Genomic DNA, 26,146 nt, shown 5'->3' on the forward strand with positions numbered 1-26,146 from the left:
GAAGACCATCAAGGACCCACACATGATCCGCATAGGCGCAAACCCCATCGGCTGGTCGAATGACGACATGCTGGAGATCGGCGGCGACATTCCGCTTGAGACCTGCCTGAGCGAGGCCCGCGACGCAGGCTTCACCGGCATGGAACTCGGCAACAAGTTCCCGCGCACCGCCGCCGCGTTGAAGCCGATCCTCGACGCCCACGGCCATGCGCTCGTCTCCGGCTGGTACTCGACCGAGCTGCTGATCCGCGACGTCGCCGCCGAAATGGGCGCTGTGAAAGCACACGCCACCCTGCTGCGCGACATGGGCTGCACCGTGCTGATCGCCGCCGAGACCTCCAATGCCATCCATTCCGACATGGCCAAGCCGCTCTCGGCCCGCCCCGTGCTGGCGAAGGACGGCTGGGCTGATTTCGGCGCGCGCTACACGAACTTCGCGCAAGGCCTGAAAGCCGAATACGGCCTGCAGCTCGTCTATCATCACCATATGGGCACGGTCGTGCAGACCGAGGCCGAGATCGACCGCTTCATGGCCGTCACCGGCGACGCCGTCGGGCTCCTGCTCGACACCGGCCACGCCACCTGGGGCGGCGGCGACCCCGCCCGCATCGCAAGGCACTGGAAGCCCCGCATCCACCACGTCCATTGCAAGGACATCCGCGAGGCGGTGATGTGGCAGTCCAACAAGGAGGACTGGTCCTTCCTCGAATCCGTCCTGGCCGGCGTCTACACCGTGCCGGGCGACGGGCTGATCGACTATGTTCGCGTGCTCAAGGAATTGCAGGGCTATTCCGGCTGGATCGTCGTCGAGGCCGAGCAGGACCCGAAGAAGGCAGAGCCCGCGACCTATGCCAAGCTCGGCCACGCCAATCTCAGCCGCTTCATCAAGGAAGCGGGGCTGGCGTGAAGCCAGCGTCATTCTCGGGCGAAGCGAAGCGCAGACCCGGGAATCTCTTGCAAGAGATGCTCGGGTCGAGCCCGAGCATGACGAACCCCGGATAGGAACCCACCCATGTCCCACCTCAAGATCCGCCCCTCCGGCAGCCACGGCCGCGTCAGCCATGTCACGCCTGAGAGCGCCGGCTGGACCTATGTCGGCTTCGATCTGCACCGTCTGAAGCCGGGCGAGACCGTTTCCGCACAGACCGGCGAGCGCGAGGCCTGCCTGGTCTTCGTCACCGGCAAGGGCGCGGTGACGGCCGGCGGTGAGCCGCTGGGCGAACTCGGAGAGCGCATGTCGCCCTTCGAGGGCAAGCCCTGGTCGGTCTATGTCCCGCGGGGGTCGGACTGGTCGGTCACCGCAACAACCGATCTCGAACTCGCGGTCTGCACGGCGCCCGGCCTGAACGGCGGGCTGCCGGTGCGTGTCATCGGCCCCGACGATCTCGGCCAGGAGGTGCGCGGCAAGGGCAGCAATACCCGCCACGTCACCAACATCCTGCCCGAGGGCGAGTCGGCGGATTCGCTCCTCGTGGTCGAGGTCATCACGCCGGCGGGCAACACCTCGAGCTACCCGCCGCACAAGCACGACCAGGATGATCTGCCGCGCGAAAGCTATCTGGAGGAGACCTACTACCACCGGCTGAACCCGCCGCAGGGCTTCGGCTTCCAGCGCGTCTACACGCACGATCGCAGCCTGGACGAAGCCATGGCGATCGAGGATGGCGACGTCGTGCTGGTGCCCAAGGGCTACCACCCCTGCGCCACCTGCCACGGCTACGACCTCTATTATCTCAACGTCATGGCCGGCCCGAAGCGGACCTGGAAGTTCCACAACGCGCCCGAGCATGAGTGGCTGACGAAGCTGTGAGCTCGGCCGATCCTCCATATGGAGGACGCTTTTCGTAGCGTCCTCCGCTTTGATCCGGTCCATCGAGGGCCGGAGACGCGGACGGAATGGACAGCCCCCGGCCCCGCGCTGCGCCAAAGCCGCCCCCGGAGGGCTGGCCGACCACGGCGGTCGGCTTCCAGCGACAACAGCGCAAGGCCAAGCGCGTCGTCACGATCGTGGCGCTGACCTTCATCGTCGGGCCTTTCGCCCTGGTCGCCCTGGGATTCGTGATCGCCGCCATCGGCTCGGGCTCGGGCTGGGCCCTGCTGGGCATCCCGTTCATGATGCTGGGCGCGCTCATCTCCGTCGCGATGCCGCTGCTCGTCGTCGCCCTGTTCGTCTGGGCCGCCTGGGCCATCGTCACGCAGTACTACAGGAAGCCCACGACCCCGGAGCAGGCGCCCGCTCCCGCGGTTCGGGCCCCGGCAGGGCTGGCCTCCCTGGCCGCGCCGCACGCGGCCGAGCTGGCCCTGCTGGATGAGCTGCGCGCCGGACTCGCCCGTGAGGCCAGGCGGCGCACGCTGATCTTCGTCCCGCTCGGCATCGCGGCCGCCGTGTTGCTCTTCTACGTCATGACGCGCGGCGGCGGCCAAACCAGCGGCTCGCCGACGTTGGCCTTCGTCATCATGACCGTCATCGGCGGCGGCGGAGCCTGGCTCTGGGCCGTTTCGGGACCGCGACAGCGCTATGCGCTCGCTTTCAAGGATCAGCTTCTGCCGCGGCTTCTGTCGTCCTACGGCGAACTGACCCACGAGCTCGGCGGCAAGCCTGATCTCGGCCGCGCCATCGCCGCCGGATTTCTGCCAGCAGCCGACCTGATCGAGGCCGATGATGCCTTCGCCGGCAGCTATCGCGGCAGGCCCGTCCGCATGACCGAGCTCACAGTGAAGCGAAAGGGCCAGGGCGACGCCGACGACGAGACCTTCTTCGCGGGCCTCTATGTCGAGATCACCGTATCGACGCCGTTCCGCGGCACCACCATCCTGCGCGACCGGGACGAGCCGCAGCCCAGCACCAGCCTCCAGCGGTTGCGGCTGGAAGACCCCGTCTTCGAGGACATCTACGCCGCCTGGGCGAGCGACCAGATCGAGGGCCGCGCCGTGCTGACGCCGGCGGTGATGGAGCGGCTTCTGGTGATGGCGGACGGCCACGCCTTCCTGCCGCCGCGCTTTCTGCTCGACGGCGACAGGATGGTGTTCGCCCTGCCCGCCATCACACCGGGCAGCCTCTTCGAGCCGCCGGGCCTCGAGACCCATGTCGCGGCCCAGCAGCTCGCCAGCCTGGAAGCCGATCTCGCCACCGTCTTCAGCCTCGCCGATGCGATGATCGAGATGCATGTCGCGGTTCGCGCGCCCCAGGATCGCGCCGTTGAGCCGGGCTTCCCCACAAGGACATCGACGCCATGACCCTGATCCTGATCCTGCTGGTGCTCGCCGCCAGCGTCGTCCTCTATGTCTGGTACGGGACCATCGTCACCCGCCGCAACAAGGTCGGCGAGACGCTGGGCGGCATCGACGCGCAGCTCCAGCAGCGCCATGACCTGATCCCCAATGTGCTGGCCATCGCGCGCCGCTTCCTCGACCACGAGAAGACGCTCCTCGACGAGATCACGCAGCTTCGCGCCCAGGCGCTGCCGCGGCTGGGCGAGCGCGACTTCGGCAAGATCGGTGAGAAATTCCAGACCGAAGCCAGCCTCGGCGCCGACATCACCCGTCTCTTTGCCATCGCCGAGAGCTATCCCGAACTGACCTCGTCGGGGCCGATGATCGAGGCGCAGCGGGCCTATTTCGAGGTCGAGGCCAATATCAGCGCCGCCCGCCGCTTCTACAACAGTGCCGTCGGCGACCTGCGCAACGCCGTCGAGATCTTTCCCGGCGGCCTGATCGCCAGCATCGCTGGCGTCAGCGCCCTGCCGCCCTTCTTCGAGGCGCAGGAGGCCAGCCGCGCGCCGGTCAAGGCGATGGACCACCTCTGAGGGACGAGCCCGAGGCACCGCCGCCGCCAGGCGCGTACAGGGGCCGCGCCGGCTGGGGAATCATCCAAACGGAGGACGCGCTGCGCGGGAGGCCCGGGCATCGTCCGGCAGACTGATGCGCAGCCACGATGGCGCGGCGAGGACCGACCCAAGGACCAACCGATGAAGCGACTGCTGACCGTTCTCATGCTGCTGGCCGCCTGGTTCCTGCCGGTCGCCGTCCTCGCGCAGGACCACCCGCTGCTCGGCCGCTACGCCGACTCGAAGCAGGTCGGATACAAGGTCGATGCCTATGACGAGGCCCGCATCATCACCGGGCCTTTCGCCGAGAGGACCAAGACGGCTCAGCAGGGCCCCGGCTGGACGCTGGTCGAGGGCAAGGTCTTCACCCTCTATTACCGCCTCCCGGACGGCCGCACGAGCCTGGAGGCACTGCGCAACTACGAGGCGAGCCTCAAGGCCAAGGGCTTCGACATCGCCTTCACCTGCTCGACGGAAGCTGGCAACTGCTTCACCGAGGGCACGGGCTATCCCGGCCTGTTCCTGGGCCTGGCGCTGGACGGGCGCACCGATCTGCCCAAGCTTCAGCTCGGCGACTTCGTCCGCAATTATTTCGGCAACGGCAACGGCCGCTATCTCTATGCGAAGCTGAACCGCCCCACCGGCCTGGTGCATGTCAGCCTCGCCTTTTCGGACGACGCCAACCGTGGACGCGTCGTCATCGCGCGCGTCATCGAGACCACCAGGATGGATACCGGCATGATCAAGGTCGTGCAGGCCGACGAGCTGAGCCGCGAGATCGACGCGCGCGGCCGCGTCGCCGTCTACGGAATCCTGTTCGATGTCGACAAGGCGGACATCAAGGCCGAATCGCAGCCGCAGCTCCAGCAGATCGCCGACCTCATGAAGCGCAGCCCGAACCTGAAGCTCGATGTCGTCGGCCATACCGACAATCAGGGCGGCGCCGGCTACAATCTCAAGCTCTCGGATATGCGCGCCTTCTCGGTCGTCGCCGAATTGTCGCTGCGCTACGACATCGACCGCGCCCGACTCAACCCGCTCGGCAAAGGGCTGGACCAGCCGGTTGCGTCCAACGCGGACGACGCCGGCCGGGCGCTCAACCGCCGGGTCGAACTGGTCAGGCGCTGAGCCCAGCGCGTCATTCTCGGGCTGGCCCCGAGAATCTCATGACCAGATGCCTCTGGTTTCAAAGATGGTCGGGTCAGGCCCGACCATGACGGCGCACGCGCCTCACGCCCCGCATTTGTAGACGGTGCCGGCGGTCGAGGGGCCCTTCCACTTGATGTCGGCGACCGTGGTGAAGACATGGGTTCCGCCCAGATCCGCCGCCCGGATCTTGAGCCGGGAGATCGTCGCGTCACGCGCCTTGTCCAGCACCAGCACCGAATGGAGTTCGGCTGCACCGTCGATCTCGCCGAGCTTGGTGCAGGGCTCGATCACCGCCTTGTTGTCGGTCAACACCACGATGTTGGAGCGCGAGGTCGCGATCGCGCAGGCGCCGAGCATTGGGGCCAGCACCAGCAAGGCGGGCAGCAGCGGAATAAGTCGCGGCATCGGAAACTGTCCTCGGATCATGGCAAAAGCGGTGAGCGCCATGATCGGCCGCTTTGTCGCAAATTCAAGGCTGTGCCAACCGAATCTCGGCATGGAAGCGAGGCTCATCCCCTTCCCCCCGCTTGCGGTGGGGAAGGGTTAGGGATGGGGGGCCGCAAAGCCAGTGCTCAAGCCTTTTCCGCCTCGCCGAGCGGAACTGCCCCCCACCCTGGCCCTCCCCACCGCAAGCGGGGGGAGGGAGAAGAAAGCATCGTTTCGTCAAGTCTTCGGATGAGTTCGTCTGCTCAGCGCGCGGTCGGGCCGCCGAGATGCAGCACGGCCTCGAGCAGCGTGCGTGCATAATCGGTCTGCGGGGCGGCAAACAGCGCCAGGCTCTCGCCCTGCTCGACGATCGCGCCGTTCTGCATGACCACCGTGCGCTCGCACATCATCCGGACGACGTTGAGGTCATGGCTGACGAAGAGCAGCGCCAGATCGTCCTCGCGCCTGAGACGGTCGAGCAGTTGCAGGATCACCGCCTGGACGGAGACGTCGAGCGCCGCCGTCGGCTCGTCGAGGATCAGCAGGCGCGGCCGGCAGGCGATGGCGCGCGCGATGCCGACACGCGCCTTCTGCCCACCTGAGAGCTGGTGCGGGAAGCGCTCCAGCAGTTCGCTCGGCAGCCCGGCCCGTTCCGCGCATTCGCTGACGCGGGCGGTCAGCGCCGCGCCGTCCTTCATGCTCAACAGCCGTCGCAGCGGATGGGCGATGCAGTCGAAGGCGTTGAAGCGAGGATTGAGGCTGTCGGTCGGGTCCTGGAAGACGATCTGGATGTCCTTGCGCAGCGGCGAGCGGTGAAAATCGCGCGCCGGCAGCGTGCCGATCGCCTGACCGTCGAACAGGATTTCGCCCTCGCTGGCGTCGATCAGCCGGCAGACCAGCCGCGAGATCGTGCTCTTGCCGCAGCCGGATTCGCCGACGAGGCCGAGGCTCTCGCCCGCCTTGATTGAAAAGGACACGTCGTTCACCGCGACCACGCCTCGGTCGTAGCGCTTCACCAGGTTCTGGACTTCGAGCAGCAGCGGCGTGCCGGGCATGGGCTTGGCGCGGCGCTCCTCGTCATTGCGAGGAGGCGCAGCCGACGAAGCAATCCAGACGGGCTCGCTCGACGTCCCCTGGATTGCTTCGCTGCGCTCGCAATGACGGGACGCCCCGTCCCCAGCGTCCGGCGCCAGATCCGCGATCGTCGAGGTCGCCGTCGGCGAAGCCGCCACGAGGCGGCGCGTATAGGCGTGCTGCGGCGCGCTGAACAGCGACAGCGGCTGCGCCTCCTCCACCACCTGGCCCTGCTCCATCACGCAGACGCGCTGGCAGTAGCGCGAGGCGAGGCCCAGATCATGCGTGATCAGGATCATCGCCATGCCGCGCTCTGCGGTGATGCGCGCGAGCAGGTCCATCACCGTCTTCTGCGTGGTGACGTCGAGCCCCGTCGTCGGCTCGTCGGCGATCAAGAGCTTCGGTGCGCAGGCGATCGCCATCGCGATCATGACGCGCTGGCACATGCCGCCGGAGAGCTCGTGCGGATAGGCGTCGAGCCGCTTGTCGGGGTCGCGGATCAGCACGGCCTTCAGCAGGTCGAGCGCCCGCGCGCGGCCCTCGCCCGCCGAGATCGGCTCATGCGCCATGATCGCGTCTGCGATTTGCTGGCCGACCGTGCGGATCGGGTTCAGCGCGCCGCGCGGGTTCTGGAAGATCATCGAGATCGCCGCGCCATGTAAGCGCTGCAGCTGCTTCGAGGAAGCCTTGGTGATGTCCTCGCCGCCGAAGCGGATGCGCCCCCCGCTGATCCGGCCCGAGGCATCGAGCAGCCGCGTCACCGCAAACGCCGTCACGGACTTGCCGGAGCCGCTCTCGCCGACGACGCCCAGCGTCTCGCCGGCCGCCACCGAGAAGGACACGCCGCGCACCGCCTCGACCAGCCCGCGCCGCGTCGAGAAGGTGACGTGCAGATCCTCGATCGCGAGCAGCGGCTCGCCCTCAGCCATCGTCATGCGATCACGTCCGCATCCGCGGGTCGAGGATGTCGCGCAGGCCATCGCCGAGCAGGTTGAAGCACAACACCGTCAGCATGAGCGCGAGGCCGGGAAAAGCCACCAGCCACCATTTGCCGGTGGAGATGAAGCGCGCCCCTTCCGCGACCATGATGCCCCATTCCGGCGTCGGCGCGGAGACGCCGAGCCCGATGAAGGAGAGGCCCGCCGCATTTAGGATCGCCCAGCCGAGATTGAGCGAGACCTGCACCGCCATCGCAGGCAGCACGTTGGGGAGCAGGAAGCGCAGCACCACCGAGACATGGCTGTCGCCGCAGGCGCGGGCCGCCTCCACCCACCCCGCATTACGGCGGACATTCACCTCGGCCCGCGCGAAGCGGATGTAGAAGGGCAGGTTGATGATCGCGGTCGCGATGACGATGTTCTCGACCCGGTTGCCGAGCGCCGCCACCATCGCCATCGCCAGGACGAAGAGCGGGAAGGCCATCAGCACATCGACGAAGCGCCCGACATAGCGGTCGAGCCGCCCGCCGGTATAGCCGCAGAGCGCACCGACCACCGCACCGAGCACGAAGGACAGGCTCACCGCCGAGGCCGCGATGGCGAGGTCGAGCCGCGCCGCCACGATCAGCCGGCTGAACACGTCGCGGCCGAGCTGGTCTGTGCCGGCCCAGTATGTGGCGCTCGGCGGCTTCAGCGCATTGGCGACGTCCGACGCGATCGGGTCGAAGGGCACGATCCAGGGGCCGATGACGGCGAGCACGCACAGGATGAAGGCGCCCGCCGCCGCGACGGCGGTGACCGGGTTGCCGCGCAGTATCCAGACGGTGTGGCGGAGCGTTGCGGAGGTCACGAGATGGAACCTCCCCCGTCATTCCGGGGCGCGCCAAAGGCGCGAACCCGGAACCCACGACCGGGTGAGACCGTCCCGTCATTCTCGGGCGAAGCGAAGCGCAGACCCGAGAATCTCAGGCAGGAGACACTCATTTCCGAGATGGTCGGGTCAAGCCCGACCATGACGTGTGCTGAAAATCCCCTCATTCCACCGACACCCGGGGATCGGCGATGCCGTAGAGCACGTCCACGGTCAGGTTCACCACGACGAAGATCGAGGCCATCAGCAGGACGAAGCCCTGCACCGGCGCGTAGTCGGAGGCCAGCAGCGCATCGAGCGCGTAAGACGCGACGCCTGGCCAGGAGAACACCTTCTCGACCAGGACGTTGGCGCCCAGCATGGTCGAGAACACGATGCCAGCGATGGTCAGCACCGGTAAAAGCGCGTTCCTCAGCGCGTAGGTGACGACGACCTTGGCCGGCGGCAGGCCGAGCGAGCGCGCGGTGCGGACGAAATCGCTGCCGAGCGAGGCCAGCATCGCCGCCCGCGTGATGCGCGCCAACGGGGCGACGACGAAGAGCGCCATGGTGAAGGCCGGCAGCACCAGCTGCGAGGCCGCCGCCCCCCAGCCCTCCCAGTCGCCAGCGACAGCGAAATCGATCAGCAGGAAGCCGGTCACCAGGGGCGGCGGCGAGGTGAAGATGTCGACGCGTCCCGTCGGGTCGGGCGCGATCCCCAGCAGGTAGTAAAAGGCATAGATCAGCAACAGGCCGGAGACGAAGGTCGGCACGCAGACCCCGAGCGCGCAGATGAAGCGTACGAGATGGTCGATTCCCGAGCCCTGCCGCAGCGCCGCCGCGACGCCGAGCGGGATCGCGGTGAGGAGCGCGATCAGCAGCGCCGTGAAGGTCAGCTCAAGCGACGCCGGCAGCCGCGACTTCAGATCCGCCAGCACCGGCTGCCCGGTCGTCAGCGAGCGGCCGAGATTGCCCGAGCCGATATCGCCGAGATAGCGCAGGAGCTGTTCGGGCACCGGCTTGTCGAGGCCCATCTGCTTGCGGATCATCTCGATCTCCTCCTTCCCGGCGCTCGGGCCAGACGCGAAGAACACAGCCGGATCGCCCGGCAGCACCCGCATCAGCAGGAAGGTGAAGACCAGCACGCCAAACAGCGCCGGCAGTGACGAGGCGAAGCGCCAGCCGGCCCGTTTGGCAGTGGTCGAGAGGTGCGACATGTGGTGTCTCGCTCGCCCTGTTCCGAACCCGCACCGTCATCCCGGACCAGCGGCGAAGCCGCGCCGATCCGGGATCCATTCCTGAGCCTATCCGGAAATGGTCAGGCATGGATCCCGGGTCTTCGCTTCGCTACGCCCGGGATGACGGCGGTGGTTTGTGGTCAGTGGCGGAGGCCCTTCACTTCCGGCTCAGATCCCGGAAGTCGATCTGCCGGTGGAACTGATAGACATAGCCGTCGATGTTGGCCGCCATCACCGCGTCCTGCGAGGGCTGCCAGAGCGGGATCTGCGGCATCAGCTCGAAATGCCTTGTGTTGAGCTGCTTGCCCAGCGCGGCATATTTGGCCATGTCGGGCTCGAAACGCGCCGTCTGCGCCCAGTCGGTGATCTGCGGATCGTTGATCGAGGAGTAGTTCCAGCGGATCGGGCCGATGTAGAAATTGCGGTAGAAATAGTCCATCGACGGCAGCCAGGCGACGATGCCCTCGGTGAAGAACGGCACCTTCTTCTCGTTGATCAGCGTCGACATCTGCGCATCCGGCAGCTTCTGGATCTCGACCTTGATGCCGATCTTGGCGAGCGATTCCTTCAGCAGCGCCGCCATCGGCTCGGCCGTGCCGGCCTGGCCGACATTGAAGGAGAAGGTCGTCGAGAAGCCGTCGGGGAAGCCCGCAGCAGTCAGCAGCTTCTTGGCTTCCGCCAGATCGGTCTTCAGCGGCTGCGGGATCGGGAAGGTCGCGCCCGTCGGCGCCTTGCCGTCGGCCCAGTTGGCGCCATAGAGCGGCGCGCCGCGCCCGAACAGCGCCGCCTTGAACATGTCCTCATAGGGCAGCGCATAGGCGATCGCCTTGCGGACCTCGAGCTTGTCGAAGGGCGGCATCTGGTTGTTGAACGAGACGAAGGTGATCGAATTGTACTGAGGCGTCGAGATGACCTTCAGCTTGCCCTTCTTCTCGAGATCGGCCGCGTCGGTCGCCTGCAGGTCGATGACGATGTCGGCATCGCCCTTCTCGACGAGGTTGGCGCGGGTCGCCGCCTCGGGAATCGTCTGGGTGATGATGCGCTTGAAGGCGGCCGGCTTCTCGGCCGAGCCCCGGTTCCAGTCGGGATTGCGGCGCAGGATCGTGGTCTCGCCGGGCTTGAAGCTCTCGATGATGTAGGCGCCCGAACCGGCGGTGTTCTCCTTCAGCCAGGCCAGCGCCCAGGGGTCCTCAGGCGTCGCCTTCGACTTGGCGAGCTTGGAGTTGAAGATCACCGGATAGACCACGGCGAGATTGGCCAGCGCCAGCTTGTCGGGCTTGGGCAGCGTTACCTCGAAGGTGTGCGCATCGACGACCTTGAACTGGTCGGGGCTGGTCAGCGATCCCGTCAGGAGCTGGCCCTTGCCGAGCACATTGGCGGTGACGGCGCGGTCGAGCGACCACTTCACGTCCTCGGCGGTCACCGGCGTTCCGTCATGGAACTTGGCGTCCTTGCGCAGCTTGAAGGTGATCTTCAGCCCGTCGGGGCTGACCGTGAAGCTCTCGGCGAGCTCAGGCTTGAAGGTGTCGAGATCGAACACCCATTTGCCGTCGAGCTGCTTCTTGCCGAAGGAGAGCAGCCGGTCATAGGTCAGGAGCGACAGGCCGAAGGCCTCGCGGGTCGAGCCTGGGATGTTGGGGTCGAGCGTGTTGATGGCGGCGCCGGTGACGTGGCGCAGCGTCTCGGCGCGGGTCTGCGCCAGCGCGGGCAGCGCCGTCGATGTCAGGAGCGCCGCCGCCAGGGCGGCCGTCCGCACGATGCTCATGATTGTCCCCTCATTGTTTTTTGAACGCGATCGACAGGTTGGTTCCGAACGGGACAGGATGCAAGCGTGGTGCCATGGCCCCCCCGATCCTCGACAGCGCCGCTGGGAGGCTACTCCCTCCCCCCGCTTGCGGTGGGGAGGGCTGGGGTGGGGGGCCGCAAAGCCGGAGCTCCCTCCTTTGAGGTCTGGCCGAGCGGCACTGCCCCCCACCCTAACCCTCCCCACCGCAAGCGGGGGGAGGGAACCGCACCACAGCCTGAGGCACGTCATAGGCCTGGAATTCCTCCCAGAGCGTCTCGACATCGGCGCGAAACAGCCCGCGCGTCAGCCCCGAGACGAGCCTCGGCACGGCCGTCGTCATGGCGTTGATCGAGGAGCCGGAGGCGCCGAAGCTCATCGTCGAGGCTATCGAGAACAGGTGGATGTCTGCGATCCACGGAGTCAGGCCAGTCACGCGCTCGGTCAGCGCATAGTCGTCGCCGAGATAGGGGAAGCGGCCGAGCCGATCGTCGCGTTCGGCTGCTGGCGGCGTGTAGCGGTCCGCCCAGGAGGCGATGTTATGGGCGAAGCGCGACAATTCAGGGCGCGCTGAGAGGTCAATGTCAATGCCGGTCGCCGCGATCACGAAATCGGCCGCTACAGGACCAGCCTGAGTGACCAGTTCGACCCCGCCAGGCCCGTCGACGGCGCTCAGGACCGGCGCCCCCAGATGCAGGCGGAAGGCGTCATGCAGGGCACAGCGATCATAGGTCGCCTGCGGGAAGCCCTCGCGCAGGCCCATCACCGCGCTCATGAAGCGCCAGCGCCAGGCATCGTCGAGATCGCCGAGATGGCGCAGGAAGCCGCGGAAGGTCAGCCAGCGATAGGGCTGCACCACCTGGATCTCCTTGCGCCGGCAGAGCAGATGAACCTCCGCAGCCCCGGCCTCGAGGGCCGTCGCGGCATTGTCGAAGGCCGAGGCACCAGCGCCGATCACCGCCACGCGCTTGCCCGCGAGCGCCGCGAAATCGATGTCCTCAGCGCAATGGGCGCGGCGATGGGGCGGGAGCGCCGCGATCGCGGCCGGCAGGCTCCAGTCGCCCGTGCTCTCCTGGCCGGTCGCCAGCACCACCTTGCGGGCGTGCAGCGTCTGAAGCTTGCCACCGCTTCGGACGGAGACAGCCAGCAGCCCCTCGGCCGGGGCGATGTCGACGACCTCAGCCTCGTTGCGCACGGGGATGCCGATGACATGCCGGAACCAGGCGAGATAATCCGCCCAATGCCCCTTCGGGATCAGCGCCAGCTCGTCCCAGCTCTCGATCCCGTATTTCGCCTCGTGCCAGGACTGGTAGGTCAGGCAGGGCATGTCGAGATCGGGGCCGGTGAAGTCCTTCGGGCTTCGCAGCGTGTGCATCCGCGCATAAGAGCGCCACGGGCCCTCCTGACCCGCCGGCGCCTTGTCGAGCACCAGGATGTTGTCGACCCGCGAGCGCAAGAGCCCGAAGGCGGTGGCGAGCCCGGACTGGCCGCCGCCGACGATGATGACGTCATGGGCCGGCGTGCCGTCGGGCGCCATGACCGGCTTGAGCCAAGGCGCGCGCGGATGCGCGGTGCGCGCCAGATCGGCCGCGACGCGAGCTTCGAGAACGGAGAGACCATCGTGTTTCATGATCCCGCCCGATGCAGCGTTCATGCCGCCAGCCAGCCGCCATCGACCACCAGCGTGGTACCTGTGCTGAAAGAGGAGGCATCGCTGGCGAGATAAAGCGCGGCCTGCGCCACCTCCTGCGCCCGGCCGAAACGCTTCAGCGCATGGCGGTTGCGCGAGGCCTCGCGCAACGGCTCCGGGTCGGCATGCCTTGCGAAGCTGCGGCGCAGCATCGGGGTGTCGATCGCGCCCGGCGCGATCGCGTTCACGCGGATGCTGTCGGCTGCATAGTCGAGCGCCATGGTCCGCGTCAGCGAGAGGATGGCGCCCTTGGCGGCGATATAGGCGCTGTTGCCGCGCCCCCCGGCGAGCGCCAGCTGCGAGGCGAAGGTCACGATCGCGCCGCCGCCGCGAGCCTGCATCAGCGGGATCGCAGCCCGCGCGAACAGGAAGGTGCCGCCGACATTGGCGCGGAAGACCGCGTCCCAATCCTCGGGAGCAGTCGTCGTCACCGTGCCGCCGCAGGAGAACCCAGCCGCCGTCACCAGAACGTCGATGCCGCCGAAGCGCTCTGAGCACGCCGCCACCGCCGCATCGGCGAAACCCGGCAAACCGACATCGCCGGCCTGGATGATCGCCTCACCGCCCGCGCCCCCGATCAGCGCCGCCGTCTCGGCCAGTCCCGCCTCGTCGCGATCGACCAGAGCCAGACGCGCGCCCTCACGAGCGAAGAGCACGGAGATCGCTAGCCCGATCCCGGAACCGGCGCCGGTGACCAGCACGACCTTGCCTTCGAGCCTCATCGTGATCTCCTCAGCCTTGCCCGTCAGCCCGCCACCAGGCGGCGAGCCTGTCGGCGGACTCCAGCCCGTCGGTCTTCGCGGACCAGCCGAGATCGCCGGCGATCCTGCCGACCGCGAGCGGCGCCCGGTCGGAGGGTCCGTGGAAATCGATCGTCGCCGCCTCACCGGCTTCAGCCAGCCGGCAGACGAATCCCGGGAAGAGGGCCGAAAGCCGCGTCCCCCAGTCCAGCAGGGTGAAGCGCCGGCCGGTCGAGACATTGTAGACGCCGTGCCGCAACGACGGCGCACCCGACACGGTCAGAACCGCGTCGGCGACATCGGGCGCATAGATCCAGTCGCGCAGACCCGGCCGCGGCAGGATCGCGGCCTCGCCTGCGACCGCGGCCGCGAGGATCTGGCAATGCGGCGAGAGCGTATCGCGCACGCCGGTCGCCCGCTCCCACGGCCCGAAGACGCCGCTGAGCCGCAGGCTGACGACATCCAGCCCCCACAGCGATCCCAGCCGCGCTCCGACCCGCTCGCTCGCCCATTTGGTGATGGCATAAAGCCCGACGGGGTCGCCCGGCGTCTCCTCGGCGAGTTCGTCGACACGCTCGCCCGCCGCGCCATAGGCGGCAGCGGAACTCAGATTGATCACCCGGCGCACGCCCGCCGCACGCGCCGCCGTCAGGATCGGCACCTGGGCCAGCAGATTGACCTGGAGGATGCGCCCGGGCTCGCTGGCATCGCGCTCGCGGGCGGCGGTGATCGCGGCGCCCATCACGACGAGATCGGCACCGGGGCCCATCGCATCTGCCACGGCCGCCTCATCGGTCACGTCGCCCGGGATGGCCTCGAGACGGCCGGGCAACGCGGCGAAGGCTCTGGCGGCGGCGTCAGGCACGGGCGCCCGGTCGAACACGCAGACGTCATGTCCCGCGCCCAGCATCGCCTCGGCGATGTTGAGACCGACGAAGCCTGCGCCACCGAAGATCAGGACTTTCACGGCGAAACCTTCGAAACGCATGTCAGGACGGGGCTGACCGGAACGGCATGCCGTCTGGCCGGCTATCGGCACGAGCTAAAGGCCTGGCGGCGCCTTCGGCAAGCGCAGAACAGACCTGGCAGCCTATGGTTTCGACACGGCATGCCGCATTGCACAGCGAGCGCCCATGGTCTAGGCGTCGCGGCAACGTCCTCCGGGCCCGCTTTTCGCCGCCGCCTCGCGCCTGCCCGCGAGACGCCGTGGCGACCTTGCCGGGCGAGACCGGTTCTACCACCGTCGAAAGGGAGCCGATCATGGCCCGCAAGAAATCCAAACCGCTCGATGCTGAATTCGTGATGTTCGACGTGGTCTATGCCGATGGCTCGCGCCGCTCCAACCGCCGCGTCCCGACAGCCCTGCTCGGCGGCCTCGATGGCGACGAGCCGGCGCGCGACGCCATCATGGAGCAGGATCGCCTGATCGCCGAAAAATCCGGCATGCCGCCGCTCGAGATCGTTTCGCTCGAACGTTCCGGCACGAAGCCGGTCGAAAAGCCGGCTCGCAAATTTGGCTGAGTGGCGGGCGCGCTTTTGCCGATAGGCACGATTTTGCAGTATCTTCGCACACGGATTTAACCCGAACGCTGCTGTTTTGCTTGACCTGCCATGGCTCCTGCATTTTAGTCCGGGACAGCCATTGGGAGGCTGCAAAAAAGGACCACACATGCGTACCATTCTGATCGTCGGAGCCATGGCGGCCATGCTTGCCGGCTGCCAGACTGCGCAGGAATCGCTGGCCGATGCTGAGATCACCTGCGAGTCGCAGGGCTTCCGGCCCGGCACGCGCGCCTATCAGCAGTGCCGTTCGGCGAATTATGTCGAGAACCGCCGCGCCTCGAACGAGACCGCCAGCGCCGTGACCGCTGGTGTCGCCGCCGGCGTCATCGGCGGCGCGATCGCGGCTTCGGCCGATCGTGGCTATTACGGCCGTGGCTATTACGGCCGCCGCGGCTACTGGTACTGAGATTGCGACGCGCCGCCTGCCGCGGCGCCTCCGACGACAACGAAAAGCCCTGCCGCATCGCTGCGGCAGGGCTTTTTGCGTCGGTAGCTTGCCTCGCGCCAGGCCCATGGATTGCGCCAGGTGCATCGGCGGGTGCCGCCCGCCCATGCACCGTCTTGCGCGTCAGCGCTTGGCGGTCGACCGCTTGCGCGCCGGTGCCGGCTCGCTCGACGAGGTCAGCAGCGAGCCGATGAAATACACCGCGATGCCGACGCCCAGCAGGGCCGCGATCGGCTCGCGCTCGGCGCGCTTGGCCAGCAGGCGACCGCCAAAATCGGCATAATCGCGCGCCTGGCCGGCATACTGGCTGGCGTAGTCGCGCGCCTGCCCGGCATAGTCGCGGGCGGTATCGCTGTTGGAGCGCAGCCACTTCTCGCTGCTCTTGAGCGCGCTCTCGCCGCTGTCGGCAGCCTCGCTGCGATAGCTGTTGAACAGGCTGCGCAAACGGCCGTAATCCGGCTCGTAACGCTCGAAGCGCGAGGTCGAGGAGTTGCGCAGGCTGGCCCAGGCGATCAGGCCGACGCTGAGAGCCCCGAGGCCGAAAGCCGCCAGAGGATGGCGCGCAACGGCATCCCTGACCGCCTCGCCGCCCTCGCGGGCAAGCTCGACCGGATCGGTCTCTGTGATGGCGTCCTTGGCCCGATAATAGCCGTCACGGACCGTCTCGGTGGCCTTCTCCGCGAGGTTGGAGGCCTTGGCACGCACCGTGTTGGCAGCGCCCTCGATCTCGTCGCGCGCCTCGTCCATATCCTTGGGAACGTCGGGCGGAAAACTGTTCATGGTGGCCATTGCGGACTCTCCGTTTGCGAGCGTGGTCGTGAGCGTTGGGCTCTTCGACAATGAATTCTCGAACAGTGAAACGAGGCACCGGCGCGAGAGTTCCGCACCCTCCCGAGAAAGCTGCCGCCTTGCGCAGACCGGAAACCTTTCGGCCATCGATGGGGCACCTACGGCCATCACACGGCCAAGATTGGATGCGACTGAAGGCTTGCACATTCGCAAGACCAAGGAGACGCTCATGGAAGCCCAGCAACTCCTGATCGAACACCCCTGCGTGATGTCGGATCCGGAATGGATCGCGCTCGAGAGCATCGACGAGCAGACCAACCACTTCGTTTTCGACGTCTCGATGCTCCAGGTTCTCAAGGGCCGCGGCCTCGTGGAATCGGCCGGTGAGCGCTGGCGCATCACGGAGCGGGGCCAGCGCAGGCTGCACGACCGCAGATGCTGAGACGGGTTCGAGCCATTCTCCATTATGACCGGCCGGCCGCGTTCCATCGCGCCGGCCGGTTTCGTTTCGGCGACCCGCTCCTGGCGATTGCGATCTGGAAATCGGCTTCACAAGCCACCATTCTGAAGCTGACCGCAATTCGACCTGCTCAGGGAGCATCATGGCCAAGCCCGTCAGCATCACCGTCTCGCATGATCTCGGCCGCGAGGGCGCCGTCGCGCGCCTGCGCGAGGGCATCGACCGCATCCGCGACCGGCTCGGCATGGTGAAGATGCAACTCGTCGAGGAACGCTGGGAGGGCGACAGCCTGCATTTTGGCGTCGCCGCGCTGGGCTACACCGTTCGCGGCCGGCTCGATGTCGAACAGGCTCTGGTGCGCGTCGAGATGATGCTGCCCTGGGTGCTGGCCGTCTTCGCCGAGAAGCTCAAGCTCGGCGTCGAGAAGCAGGGCCAGATCCTGCTGGAGAAGCCCAAGACCTGACATTTTGACAAGGCCTGACATTTTGACGTGACGCGCGCAGGCAACGTCGCGCGGCACCTGGGCACATAGGCCTCGGCGAGGCCGGAACAGGCATGGCGGCGCGGGCGAAAACTGCCCGCAGTGACAGGCTTTCGGTTGAAATCGCGAGGCGCTGCCGGCATTGTCGGGCACGCCCCGCATTCAGGCTTCAAGCCAAGCAATTCCGCGCGCGCAATCCATCCCGGGAGAATCATGCATCACGGCCCGCTGATCGCCATCCTCGTCGCGGGCCTTGGCCTTGCATTCGTCTTCGGGGCGCTCGCCCAGAAACTCCGCATCTCCCCGCTCGTCGGCTACCTCGTCGCAGGCGTCGCCGTCGGCCCCTTCACGCCGGGCTTCGTCGCCGACCAGAACCTCGCCAACGAGCTCGCCGAGATCGGCGTCATCCTGCTGATGTTCGGCGTCGGCCTGCATTTTTCCCTGAAGGATCTGCTCTCGGTCAAGACGATCGCGGTGCCCGGCGCGCTGGTGCAGATCGGCGTCGCGACGCTGCTGGGCACGGGCCTGGGCCTGATGCTCGGCTGGACCTGGGTCGCGGGCGTGGTCTTCGGTCTGGCGCTCTCGGTGGCGAGCACCGTCGTGCTGCTGCGCGCCTTGCAGGAGCGCCGGCTCGTCCAGAGCGACAAGGGCAAGATCGCGGTCGGCTGGCTGATCGTCGAGGACCTCGCCATGGTGCTGGCCCTGGTCATGATCCCGGCCGTCGCGGATGCGCTGAACGGCGCGCGGCCGGGCGTTCCCGCTCCGCTCTCGGGGCAGTTCGATCTCGGCCTCTGGGGCGTGCTGGGCCTGACCCTGATGAAGGTCGTGGCCTTCATCGCCTTCATGCTGGTCGTCGGCCGCCGCGTCATCCCCTGGATCCTGCACTGGGTCGCCCATACCGGCTCGCGCGAGCTGTTCCGGCTCGCCGTGCTCGCAGTCGCGCTCGGCGTCGCCTTCATCGCGGCAAGCCTGTTTGGTGTCTCCTTCGCGCTCGGCGCCTTCTTTGCCGGCATGATCCTGAGCGAATCGCCGCTGAGCCAGCGCGCGGCGGAGGAATCCCTGCCGCTGCGCGACGCCTTCGCGGTGCTGTTCTTCGTTTCGGTCGGCATGCTGTTCGACCCCGCGATCCTGCTGCGCGCACCCGGGCCGCTGCTGGCCACGCTGGCGATCATCCTCGTCGGCAAGTCGCTCGCCGCCTGGCTGATCATGCGCGCCTTCGGGCGCAGCAACGCCGTGGCGCTGACGATCTCGGCTTCGCTGGCGCAGATCGGCGAGTTCTCCTTCATCCTGGCGGGCCTGGGCGTGTCGCTCGGCATCCTGCCGCAACAGGGCCGCGACCTGATCCTGGCCGGTGCCATCCTCTCGATCCTGCTCAACCCGGTTCTGTTTGCACTGGTCGACCGCTTCACCGGCGAGCCCAGCATGGCCAAGCCCAAGCCGGGTCCGACACCGAGCGCGGCCGAGCCCGAAGCCAAGCCCGATCTCGACATCGTGCCGACGGAGCTGTCCGACCATATGGTCGTGGTCGGCTACGGTCGTGTCGGCGCCCTGCTCGGCGCGGGTCTGCTGGCGCGCGGCGAAAAGGTGCTGGTCATCGAGGAGCAGGGCGACGCGGTCGCGGCCGCCAAGCGCCACGGCGCCGAGCTGCTGCTCGGCAACGCGGCCGACCCGGCCGTGCTGGCCGCCGCGGGCCTGAGCCGCGCGCGGCGTCTCTTCGTCGCCATACCCCAGAGCTTCGAGGCCGGGCAGGTCTGCGAACAGGCCCGCCGCGACAATCCTGCATTGCCGATCGTCGCCCGCGCCCACTCCGATGCCGAGGTCGAGCACCTCACCAAATGCGGCGCGACGCTGACGATCATGGGCGAGGCCGAGATCGCCCGCGCCATGCTGGCGCTCTGCGCGGCTCCCGAGCCGTCGGCGCCGGAGCCTCCGCCGGCCTGAAGACGCGCGGGCAGCACCCGTCATTCTCGGGCGAAGCGAAGCGCAGACCCGAGAACCTCATGACCGGAAGGCGCTGGTTTGCGAGATGCTCGGGTCTAGCCCGAGCATGACACGCTGAAACGCCTGTCAGACCAGCTCGAACCGGACGTCCTGCGCGCCTTCCCAGAGGGTCTTGCGGCCGAGCGCGTAGAGATTCTCCAGCCCCGAGGTCAGCGTGATGAAGTGGTTGCCGGCGAGCTGGCCCATCTTGCTGGCGAAATGCACGCCGCCATAGGCGAGCAGGATCTCGGTCTCGCTGATGCCGCCGGGATAGAGGATGATCTGGCCGGGAGCGGGATAGCTCGTGTGGTTCTCGTAGCCGACGCCGAAATCGAGCTCGCCGAGCGGCATCCAGACGCCCTCGCCGCTCCAGCGCACATGCACGATCTTGCTGGCGAAGGGCATGTGGCGAAGGAAGGCGGCGCAGGTCTTGGGCGCGGCTTCCAGTTCAAACTTGGCCTCGAAAGAGAACGGGCCGGCGGTGACGATGAGCTGCTGGGACATGAAAAAGGGCCTTTCGCGTCGTTCGCCAGGATCGGATCAGGCGAATGGAATGTGATCGTGAGCCCTCATCCTGAGGAGCCGCGAAGCGGCGTCTCGAAGGATGCTTCAGGAGGTGCCTGAACCATCTGGAGCATCCTTCGAGACGCGCCTGCGGCGCTCCTCAGGATGAGGGCTGGAGAGATATCGCCGCGCTCTCTACGAGAACGCCGCCTTCAGGTCGAGCGTCCCGACCCTGCCAATCGCCTCGTAGTTGCGCTTGAGCCAGCGCTTGGCCGCCGCCCGACCGATATCGCGCAGCTGCAGCAGGAAATCCCAATCGGCATTCAGGCGCGAGGACGAGGTCATCTCCGCCAGGGGTGGGCCGCCATCGATGCGGTGCATCAGCACGCGCTTGTACTCGTTCTTGTCGAGCTTGCCGCCGTCAACCAGCCTGTTGACGAAGTCGATCGCGCGCAGTTCGCGCAGGAGCGAGCCGTTGAAGGTGATCTCGTTCAGCCGGTCCTGGATGTCACGCGCCTTGGTCGGCAGGTCCTTGCGCAACAACGGGTTGATCTGGACCAGAAGGATGTCGTCGCCCGCCGCCTCGTAAAACAGCGGAAAGAGCGCCGGGTTGCCCATATACCCGCCGTCCCAATAGGCCTCCTTGCCGATCTCGACCGCCTGGAACAGCATCGGCAGGCAGGCCGAGGCCATCAGATGGTCGGCCGTCAGCTCCGGGCCGTTGAACAGCTTGATCTTGCCCGAACGCACATTGGTCGCGGCGATGAACAGCTTCACGGCCGTGCAGGCCCGCACCTTGTCGAAATCGATCAGGTCGGCGACCACACCGCGCAGCGGATTGATGTTGAGCGGATTGATGTCGTAGGGGCTCGCCACCTTCGAGAACATCTCGAACCAGATCATGCCGGGCGGCACGCCGTTGCTGCCGCCCCAGGCGCCCAGCAGCGTGTCGATCAGCGAGCGCTCGGAGCCGCCATATTTGCCGTCGACGCTGATCGCCCGCCAGAACGCCTCGAGCTTGGCGCGGGCGCCGTCGGCGCCGCCGTCGATCCAGCCTTCGGCCAGAACAACCGCGTTCATCGCGCCGGCGCTGGTGCCCGACAGGGCCTCGATGGCCAGGCGTCCGTCCTCAAGGATGGCGTCGAGCACGCCCCAGGTGAAGGCGCCATGGGCGCCGCCGCCCTGGAGCGCGAGCGAAACCGACTTCTCCGCCTTCGGGCCGGCCAGCCCGACGATGGGAGCCGTCGCCGTCTTGCGCCCGGTCACGCCGCGGTCCAGCCGCCATCCATCGGCAGCGTCGTGCCGGTGATCGACTTCGCCGCGTCGGTGCACAGGAAGACCGCGAGCGCCGCGACCTGCTCGACCGTGACGAACTCCTTGGTCGGCTGAGCCGTCAGCAGCACGTCGTTCATGACCTGCTCCTTGGTCATGCCGCGCGCCTTCATCGTGTCGGGGATCTGCTTCTCGACCAGTGGCGTCCAGACATAGCCCGGCGCGATGGCGTTGACGGTGATGCCCTGGGTCGCGACCTCGAGCGCCACCGTCTTGGTCAGGCCGGCGATGCCGTGCTTGGCGGCGACATAGGCACTCTTGAAGGGCGAGGCGACGAAGGCATGTGCTGAGGCCGTGTTGATGATCCGCCCCCAACCCTTGGCCTTCATCTTCGGCAGCGCCGCGCGGGTGGTATGGAAGGCCGAGGTCAGGTTGATCGCGATGATCTGGTCCCATTTCTCGATCGGAAACTCGTCGATCGGAGAGACGAACTGGACGCCGGCATTGTTGACGAGGATATCCACGGCGCCGAATTCGGCTTCGGCCATCGCGATGAAATCTGCGATCTCGGCCGGCTTGGTCATGTCGGCGGCTGAAAACAGCACCTTCACGCCGAATTCGCTCGCGAGGTCGGAGCGCAGCTTTTCGGCGTCGGCCGGGGGCATAATGCCGTTGATGACGAGATTGGCACCTTCCTTGGCGAGTGCTCGGGCATAGGCGAGCCCGATGCCCGAGGTCGATCCCGTAATGGCGGCTGCGCGGTCTTTGAGGAACATCGGTGAAGGCTCCTGACAATCGGAGAGAAAATGCTTAGGTTCAGGTCCGAACGGGGGCAAGGCCGCCACCACATTGAAGTCGTGGCGGCACGTTGCCCGATCTCCTATTGCAGCGCAACATGACCATAATGCAGCCAGATCTACACGCGCATGGCGCCGATGACGAGCATGTGCATGACGTGCAGCACGCTCGCAGCGAGACCGGCTGCCGGCATGCGCATGACCACCGCCTTCATGCGGCCGAGGCCCTGGCACGGGCGGAGCGCATCTGCCGGGAGCGCGGCCTGCGCCTGACGCCGATCCGCGCCAAGGCCCTGGAGGCGCTCCACGCAGATCATCGTCCGGTCGGAGCCTACGATCTCGCCGACCGGATTTCGCCCGCCGGTGGGCGCCGCCTCGCGCCGATCTCGATCTATCGCGCGCTCGACTTTCTGGTCGAGCAGGGCTTCGTCCATCGCCTCTCCTCGCGCAACGCCTATGTCGCCTGCCTGCACGGCCATGGCGCCGACGAGGTCGTGGCCTTCCTGATCTGCGAGGTCTGCGGCGGCGTCGACGAGGATTCCTCGCCCGCCATGAAGAAGGCCGTTGCGGCGATCGCTCAGGTCAGGCAATTCTCCCCCGTCCATCAGGTGGTCGAGATCGTCGGCCGCTGCGAGCATTGCCGGAACGCAAGCACATGATCGCGCGAGACGAGTTGGGCCTTATCCAATGAACGAGCGGGCTTTCCCCTGCCTGGGCGCCGAACATTCCGGCCCGCTGGCGCGTCACCTCACCGTTCCCGTCAAGGTCGGCAATGTCCTGGTCGGCGGCGGCGCGCCCATCGTCGTGCAGTCGATGACCAACACCGACACCGCCGACATTGCCGGCACGGTCGCGCAGGTCGCGGCGCTCGCGCGGCAAGGCTCTGAACTCGTCCGCATCACGGTGGATCGCGACGAGGCCGCGGCCGCCGTGCCGAAGATCCGCGAGCGGCTCGACCGCATCGGCGTGGACGTGCCGCTGATCGGCGATTTCCACTATATCGGCCACAAGCTGCTGGCGGATCATCCCGCCTGTGCGGAGGCCCTGGCGAAATACCGCATCAACCCCGGCAATGTCGGCTTCAAGGACAAGAAGGACCGCCAATTCGGCCAGATCGTCGAACTCGCCATCAAGCATGGCAAGGCCGTGCGCATCGGTGCCAACTGGGGTTCGCTCGACCAGGAGCTGCTGACCGCGCTGATGGACGAGAACGCCCTGCAGCCGCGCCCGCTCGATGCCCGCGCCATCATGCGCGAGGCGATGGTGCAGTCGGCCCTGCTCTCGGCCGGGCGCGCGGAGGAAATCGGCCTCGGCCGCGACAAGATCATCCTCTCGGCCAAGGTCTCGGGCGTGCAGGATTTGATCACGATCTACCGGATGATGGCGGGCCGCGCCGACTATGCCATCCATCTCGGCCTGACCGAGGCGGGCATGGGCTCCAAGGGCATCGTCGCCTCCTCGGCCGCGCTCGGCATCCTGCTGCAGGAGGGCATCGGCGACACGATCCGCTTCTCGCTGACGCCCGAGCCGGGCGGCGACCGCACGCTCGAGGTCAAGGCGGCGCAGGAGCTGCTCCAGACCATGGGCTTCCGCGCCTTCGTGCCGCAGGTCGCCGCCTGCCCCGGCTGCGGCCGCACCACCTCGACCGTCTTCCAGGAACTCGCCCGCGACATCCAGGACTGGATCGCCGCCTCGATGCAGGATTGGAAGACGCGCTACCCGGGCGTCGAGGCCCTGAACGTCGCGGTGATGGGCTGCATCGTCAACGGCCCCGGCGAATCCAAGCACGCCGACATCGGCATTTCCCTGCCCGGCACCGGCGAGGAGCCGACAGCGCCGGTCTTCGTCGACGGCAAGAAGGTCAAGACGCTGCGCGGGCCGGGCATTGCCGCCGAATTCAAGGCCATGGTCGACGACTATGTCGCGCAGCGCTACGGCGGGCGTGCCGATGCGGCCGAGTGACTTTCACGCCTCGGCATGGCGCAGCCACATAGCCAGCACAGGGCAGCGCCTTTGCGTGCTGGCGGCATTGTGTTAGAGGCCCCGGCCTTTCGCTGCTCCGCAGCGCGCGCGGAGATCCCCGATGGGGCATGACCAGACGAATTCCCCGCCCCAGAGGACGGAGGATTCCCGTTTCGGCCTGGACGATGGACATGGGGCGAGCCATGGCGGCGCATCGAAGCACAGCCATGGCGGCTATGCCACGTTGGCCCTGGGCGCGCTCGGCGTCGTCTACGGCGATATCGGCACCAGCCCGCTCTATGCTTTGCGTGAAACCGTCCTGGCTGCGACCGGAATGGGCGCGGGCGGCCATGGCGGCACGGTCGATCTCGCGCTGAACGCCCCGATCCCGCGCGGGATCATCATCGGCGTGCTCTCGCTGATCCTGTGGTCGCTCGTCGTCGTGGTGACGTTGAAATATGTCGTGCTGCTGCTCAGCGCCGACAACAACGGCGAGGGCGGGACGCTGACCTTGGTCGCACTGGCGCAGCGTGCGCTGGGACGCATGCGCGGCGGCGTCGTGCTCTTCCTCGGCATGGCTGGTGCCGCGCTGTTCTATGGCGATGCGGTGATCACGCCGGCGATCTCCGTGCTTTCCGCGGTCGAAGGCATCAAGCTGGTCACGCCGGCTCTCGACGAATACGTCGTCTCGATCGCCTCGGGCATCCTGATCGCGCTGTTCCTGGTCCAGAGCCGCGGCACAGAGAAGGTCGCGAACTTCTTCGGCCCGATCATGATGGTCTGGTTCCTGACGCTGGCGGGCCTTGGAATCTACCATATCTCCGACGATCTCGGCGTCTTCGCCTCGATCAATCCCTATTGGGGCCTGCGCTTTTTCTTCGACCATCCCGGCGTATCGCTGGCCGTGCTCGGCTCGGTCTGTCTGGCGGTCACCGGCGCCGAGGCGCTCTACGCCGATATGGGCCATTTCGGCCGCGGCCCGATCCGAAGCGCCTGGATCTGGCTGGTCTTCCCGGCCCTGTGGCTGAACTATCTCGGCCAGGGCGCGCTGATCCTGTCCGACGCCTCCGCCATCGACAATCCGTTTTACAAGCTCGCTCCGCAGGGCTTCATCCTGCCGCTCGTCATCATGGCGACGATCGCGACGATCATCGCCAGCCAGGCCGTGATCACCGGCGCCTTTTCGCTGACCCGCCAGGCGGTGCAGCTCGGCCTGCTGCCGCGCCTCGAAATCCGCCACACCTCGGAACAGACCTCCGGCCAGATCTTCATCCCGCGCATCAACGCGATCCTGCTGATCGTGGTCCTCGTGCTGGTCTGGACGTTCCGCTCCTCCTCGAACCTGTCGCACGCCTACGGCATCTCGGTCTTCGGCGCGATGGTGGTCGATTCGCTGCTCGCCTTCATCGTGATCTGGAAGGGCTGGCGCTGGGGGCTGGCGGCAACGATCGCCGTGATCGCGCCCTTCCTGATCATCGACGTCGCCTTCTTCGCGGCCAACATGCTCAAGCTCTTCAGCGGCGGCTATGTCCCGGTGATGATGGCGGTCGTCCTGATCGTCCTGATGTGGACCTGGGTACGCGGCACCAAGATCCTGTTCGACAAGACCCGCAAGACCGACGTGCCGCTGCTCGAACTGGTCGGCATGCTCTCCAAGAGCCCGCCCTATCGGGTCAAGGGCATGGCGGTCTTCCTGACCAGCGACCCGGAGACGGCCCCGGCCTCGCTGTTGCACAACCTCAAGCACAACAAGGTGCTGCACGAGCGCAACGTCATCCTGACCGTGCGCTCGGCCGACACGCCGCGCATCGCCGAGGAGGAGCGCGTGCGCCTCTCGCGCATCACCGACGATTTCTGGCGGGTCGATCTGGTCTATGGCTACATGGAGAGCCCCAACGTGCCCAAGGGGCTCGCGATCCTGCGCAAGCAGGGCTTCAAGTTCGACATCATGTCGACCTCGTTCTTCCTGTCGCGCCGCTCGATCAAGGCCTCGCCGCAATCGGGCATGCCGGTGTGGCAGGACAATCTTTACATCTCGCTGACCAAGTCAGCGACGGACGCCACGAGCTTCTTCCAGATCCCGACCGGCCGCGTCGTCGAGGTGGGGACGCAGGTCACGGTCTGAGGCCCAACGTCATGCTCGGGCTTGACCCGAGCATCTCGGAAACCAGCGCATCTC

General features: G+C 67.2%; 25 protein-coding genes. 13 read left to right on the top strand and 12 right to left on the bottom strand.

What is annotated here, in order from left to right; genetic code table 11:
* Positions 1–22: 22 nt before the first annotated feature.
* The 5 genes from iolE (at position 23) to AE618_RS08250 (ending at position 4,955) form a co-directional block, all read left to right on the top strand.
* On the top strand, positions 23–907 hold the full coding sequence (iolE, locus tag AE618_RS08230; RefSeq protein WP_054208548.1) for a myo-inosose-2 dehydratase: 885 nt from the start codon (positions 23–25) through the stop codon (positions 905–907).
* A 105-nt stretch (positions 908–1,012) separates the two neighbouring features.
* Positions 1,013–1,810 (top strand): 5-deoxy-glucuronate isomerase, encoded by a 798-nt coding sequence (gene iolB, locus AE618_RS08235; RefSeq protein WP_054208549.1) that lies wholly within the window; start codon positions 1,013–1,015, stop codon positions 1,808–1,810.
* An 86-nt stretch (positions 1,811–1,896) separates the two neighbouring features.
* A complete protein-coding gene (locus AE618_RS08240) occupies positions 1,897–3,237 on the top strand; it encodes a DUF3137 domain-containing protein (RefSeq protein ID WP_054208550.1) in 1,341 nt (446 codons plus the stop codon).
* Entirely contained in the window at positions 3,234–3,806 is a 573-nt protein-coding gene (locus AE618_RS08245; RefSeq protein WP_054208551.1) for a LemA family protein, read from the top strand. Before AE618_RS08240 ends, AE618_RS08245 begins: the two co-directional genes overlap by 4 nt.
* Positions 3,807–3,968: 162 nt before the next feature.
* Positions 3,969–4,955, top strand: coding sequence for an OmpA family protein (locus tag AE618_RS08250; RefSeq protein ID WP_054208552.1), 987 nt, complete (start codon positions 3,969–3,971; stop codon positions 4,953–4,955).
* 102 nt (positions 4,956–5,057) lie between these two features.
* On the opposite strand, the gene AE618_RS08255 is transcribed toward AE618_RS08250, so the two are convergent.
* From AE618_RS08255 to AE618_RS08290, 8 genes are all read right to left on the bottom strand, one after another.
* Positions 5,058–5,381, bottom strand: coding sequence for a hypothetical protein (locus tag AE618_RS08255; RefSeq protein WP_156330166.1), 324 nt, complete (start codon positions 5,379–5,381; stop codon positions 5,058–5,060).
* A 284-nt stretch (positions 5,382–5,665) separates the two neighbouring features.
* A complete protein-coding gene (nikE, locus tag AE618_RS08260; RefSeq protein WP_054208554.1) occupies positions 5,666–7,411 on the bottom strand; it encodes a nickel ABC transporter ATP-binding protein NikE in 1,746 nt (581 codons plus the stop codon).
* Between the two features lie 4 nt (positions 7,412–7,415).
* Positions 7,416–8,264, bottom strand: coding sequence for an ABC transporter permease (locus AE618_RS08265; RefSeq protein ID WP_054208555.1), 849 nt, complete (start codon positions 8,262–8,264; stop codon positions 7,416–7,418).
* Between the two features lie 184 nt (positions 8,265–8,448).
* Positions 8,449–9,480, bottom strand: coding sequence for an ABC transporter permease (locus AE618_RS08270; protein ID WP_054208556.1), 1,032 nt, complete (start codon positions 9,478–9,480; stop codon positions 8,449–8,451).
* 178 nt (positions 9,481–9,658) lie between these two features.
* The gene (locus tag AE618_RS08275) at positions 9,659–11,266 is read right to left on the bottom strand and encodes an ABC transporter substrate-binding protein (protein ID WP_054208557.1); all 1,608 of its coding nucleotides are present in this window, start codon (positions 11,264–11,266) and stop codon (positions 9,659–9,661) included.
* A 211-nt stretch (positions 11,267–11,477) separates the two neighbouring features.
* On the bottom strand, positions 11,478–12,914 hold the full coding sequence (locus AE618_RS08280; protein WP_054208617.1) for an FAD-dependent oxidoreductase: 1,437 nt from the start codon (positions 12,912–12,914) through the stop codon (positions 11,478–11,480).
* Between the two features lie 20 nt (positions 12,915–12,934).
* Positions 12,935–13,696 carry an SDR family oxidoreductase gene (locus AE618_RS08285; protein ID WP_054208558.1) on the bottom strand — a complete coding sequence of 254 codons (762 nt, stop codon included), beginning with the start codon at positions 13,694–13,696 and terminating at the stop codon, positions 12,935–12,937.
* Between the two features lie 10 nt (positions 13,697–13,706).
* Positions 13,707–14,681, bottom strand: coding sequence for an NAD-dependent epimerase/dehydratase family protein (locus tag AE618_RS08290; protein WP_054208618.1), 975 nt, complete (start codon positions 14,679–14,681; stop codon positions 13,707–13,709).
* A gap of 293 nt (positions 14,682–14,974) precedes the next feature.
* Between AE618_RS08290 and AE618_RS08295 the strand changes: the two genes are divergently transcribed.
* Positions 14,975–15,235, top strand: a complete 261-nt coding sequence (locus AE618_RS08295) for a hypothetical protein (protein WP_054208619.1) — start codon at positions 14,975–14,977, stop codon at positions 15,233–15,235.
* A 148-nt stretch (positions 15,236–15,383) separates the two neighbouring features.
* A complete protein-coding gene (locus AE618_RS08300) occupies positions 15,384–15,683 on the top strand; it encodes a hypothetical protein (RefSeq protein ID WP_054208559.1) in 300 nt (99 codons plus the stop codon).
* Positions 15,684–15,845: 162 nt separating this feature from the next.
* Here the strand turns inward: AE618_RS08300 and AE618_RS08305 are convergent, their stop codons facing one another.
* Positions 15,846–16,511 carry a hypothetical protein gene (locus AE618_RS08305; protein WP_054208560.1) on the bottom strand — a complete coding sequence of 222 codons (666 nt, stop codon included), beginning with the start codon at positions 16,509–16,511 and terminating at the stop codon, positions 15,846–15,848.
* On the opposite strand from AE618_RS08305, the gene AE618_RS27895 reads away from it, so the two are divergent.
* From AE618_RS27895 to ybaL, 3 genes are all read left to right on the top strand, one after another.
* Positions 16,501–16,953, top strand: a complete 453-nt coding sequence (locus AE618_RS27895; RefSeq protein ID WP_156330167.1) for a hypothetical protein — start codon at positions 16,501–16,503, stop codon at positions 16,951–16,953. The genes AE618_RS08305 and AE618_RS27895 overlap by 11 nt on opposite strands.
* A gap of 160 nt (positions 16,954–17,113) precedes the next feature.
* Positions 17,114–17,434 (top strand): polyhydroxyalkanoic acid system family protein, encoded by a 321-nt coding sequence (locus tag AE618_RS08315; RefSeq protein WP_054208562.1) that lies wholly within the window; start codon positions 17,114–17,116, stop codon positions 17,432–17,434.
* A gap of 228 nt (positions 17,435–17,662) precedes the next feature.
* Positions 17,663–19,393, top strand: coding sequence for a YbaL family putative K(+) efflux transporter (ybaL, locus tag AE618_RS08320; protein ID WP_054208620.1), 1,731 nt, complete (start codon positions 17,663–17,665; stop codon positions 19,391–19,393).
* Positions 19,394–19,519: 126 nt separating this feature from the next.
* Here the strand turns inward: ybaL and AE618_RS08325 are convergent, their stop codons facing one another.
* The 3 genes from AE618_RS08325 to AE618_RS08335 all read right to left on the bottom strand — a co-directional run bounded on the left by AE618_RS08325 (position 19,520) and on the right by AE618_RS08335 (position 21,984).
* Complete coding sequence (locus AE618_RS08325; RefSeq protein ID WP_054208563.1) at positions 19,520–19,936, bottom strand: DUF3830 family protein; 417 nt, start codon at positions 19,934–19,936, stop codon at positions 19,520–19,522.
* Between the two features lie 195 nt (positions 19,937–20,131).
* Entirely contained in the window at positions 20,132–21,202 is a 1,071-nt protein-coding gene (locus AE618_RS08330; RefSeq protein WP_082365089.1) for a patatin-like phospholipase family protein, read from the bottom strand.
* On the bottom strand, positions 21,199–21,984 hold the full coding sequence (locus AE618_RS08335) for a 3-hydroxybutyrate dehydrogenase (RefSeq protein WP_054208564.1): 786 nt from the start codon (positions 21,982–21,984) through the stop codon (positions 21,199–21,201). Before AE618_RS08335 ends, AE618_RS08330 begins: the two co-directional genes overlap by 4 nt.
* Positions 21,985–22,103: 119 nt before the next feature.
* Here AE618_RS08335 and AE618_RS08340 point away from each other — a divergent pair, with 119 nt between their 5' ends.
* The 3 genes from AE618_RS08340 (at position 22,104) to AE618_RS08350 (ending at position 26,092) form a co-directional block, all read left to right on the top strand.
* On the top strand, positions 22,104–22,664 hold the full coding sequence (locus AE618_RS08340) for a Fur family transcriptional regulator (protein ID WP_248310787.1): 561 nt from the start codon (positions 22,104–22,106) through the stop codon (positions 22,662–22,664).
* Between the two features lie 28 nt (positions 22,665–22,692).
* Complete coding sequence (ispG, locus tag AE618_RS08345) at positions 22,693–23,967, top strand: flavodoxin-dependent (E)-4-hydroxy-3-methylbut-2-enyl-diphosphate synthase (protein ID WP_054208565.1); 1,275 nt, start codon at positions 22,693–22,695, stop codon at positions 23,965–23,967.
* Positions 23,968–24,088: 121 nt separating this feature from the next.
* Complete coding sequence (locus AE618_RS08350; RefSeq protein WP_082365090.1) at positions 24,089–26,092, top strand: potassium transporter Kup; 2,004 nt, start codon at positions 24,089–24,091, stop codon at positions 26,090–26,092.
* The last annotated feature ends 54 nt before the right edge of the window (positions 26,093–26,146 follow it).

It is taken from the genome of Allobosea vaviloviae (assembly GCF_001298265.1).
Taxonomy (GTDB): Bacteria; Pseudomonadota; Alphaproteobacteria; order Rhizobiales; family Beijerinckiaceae; genus Allobosea; species Allobosea vaviloviae_B.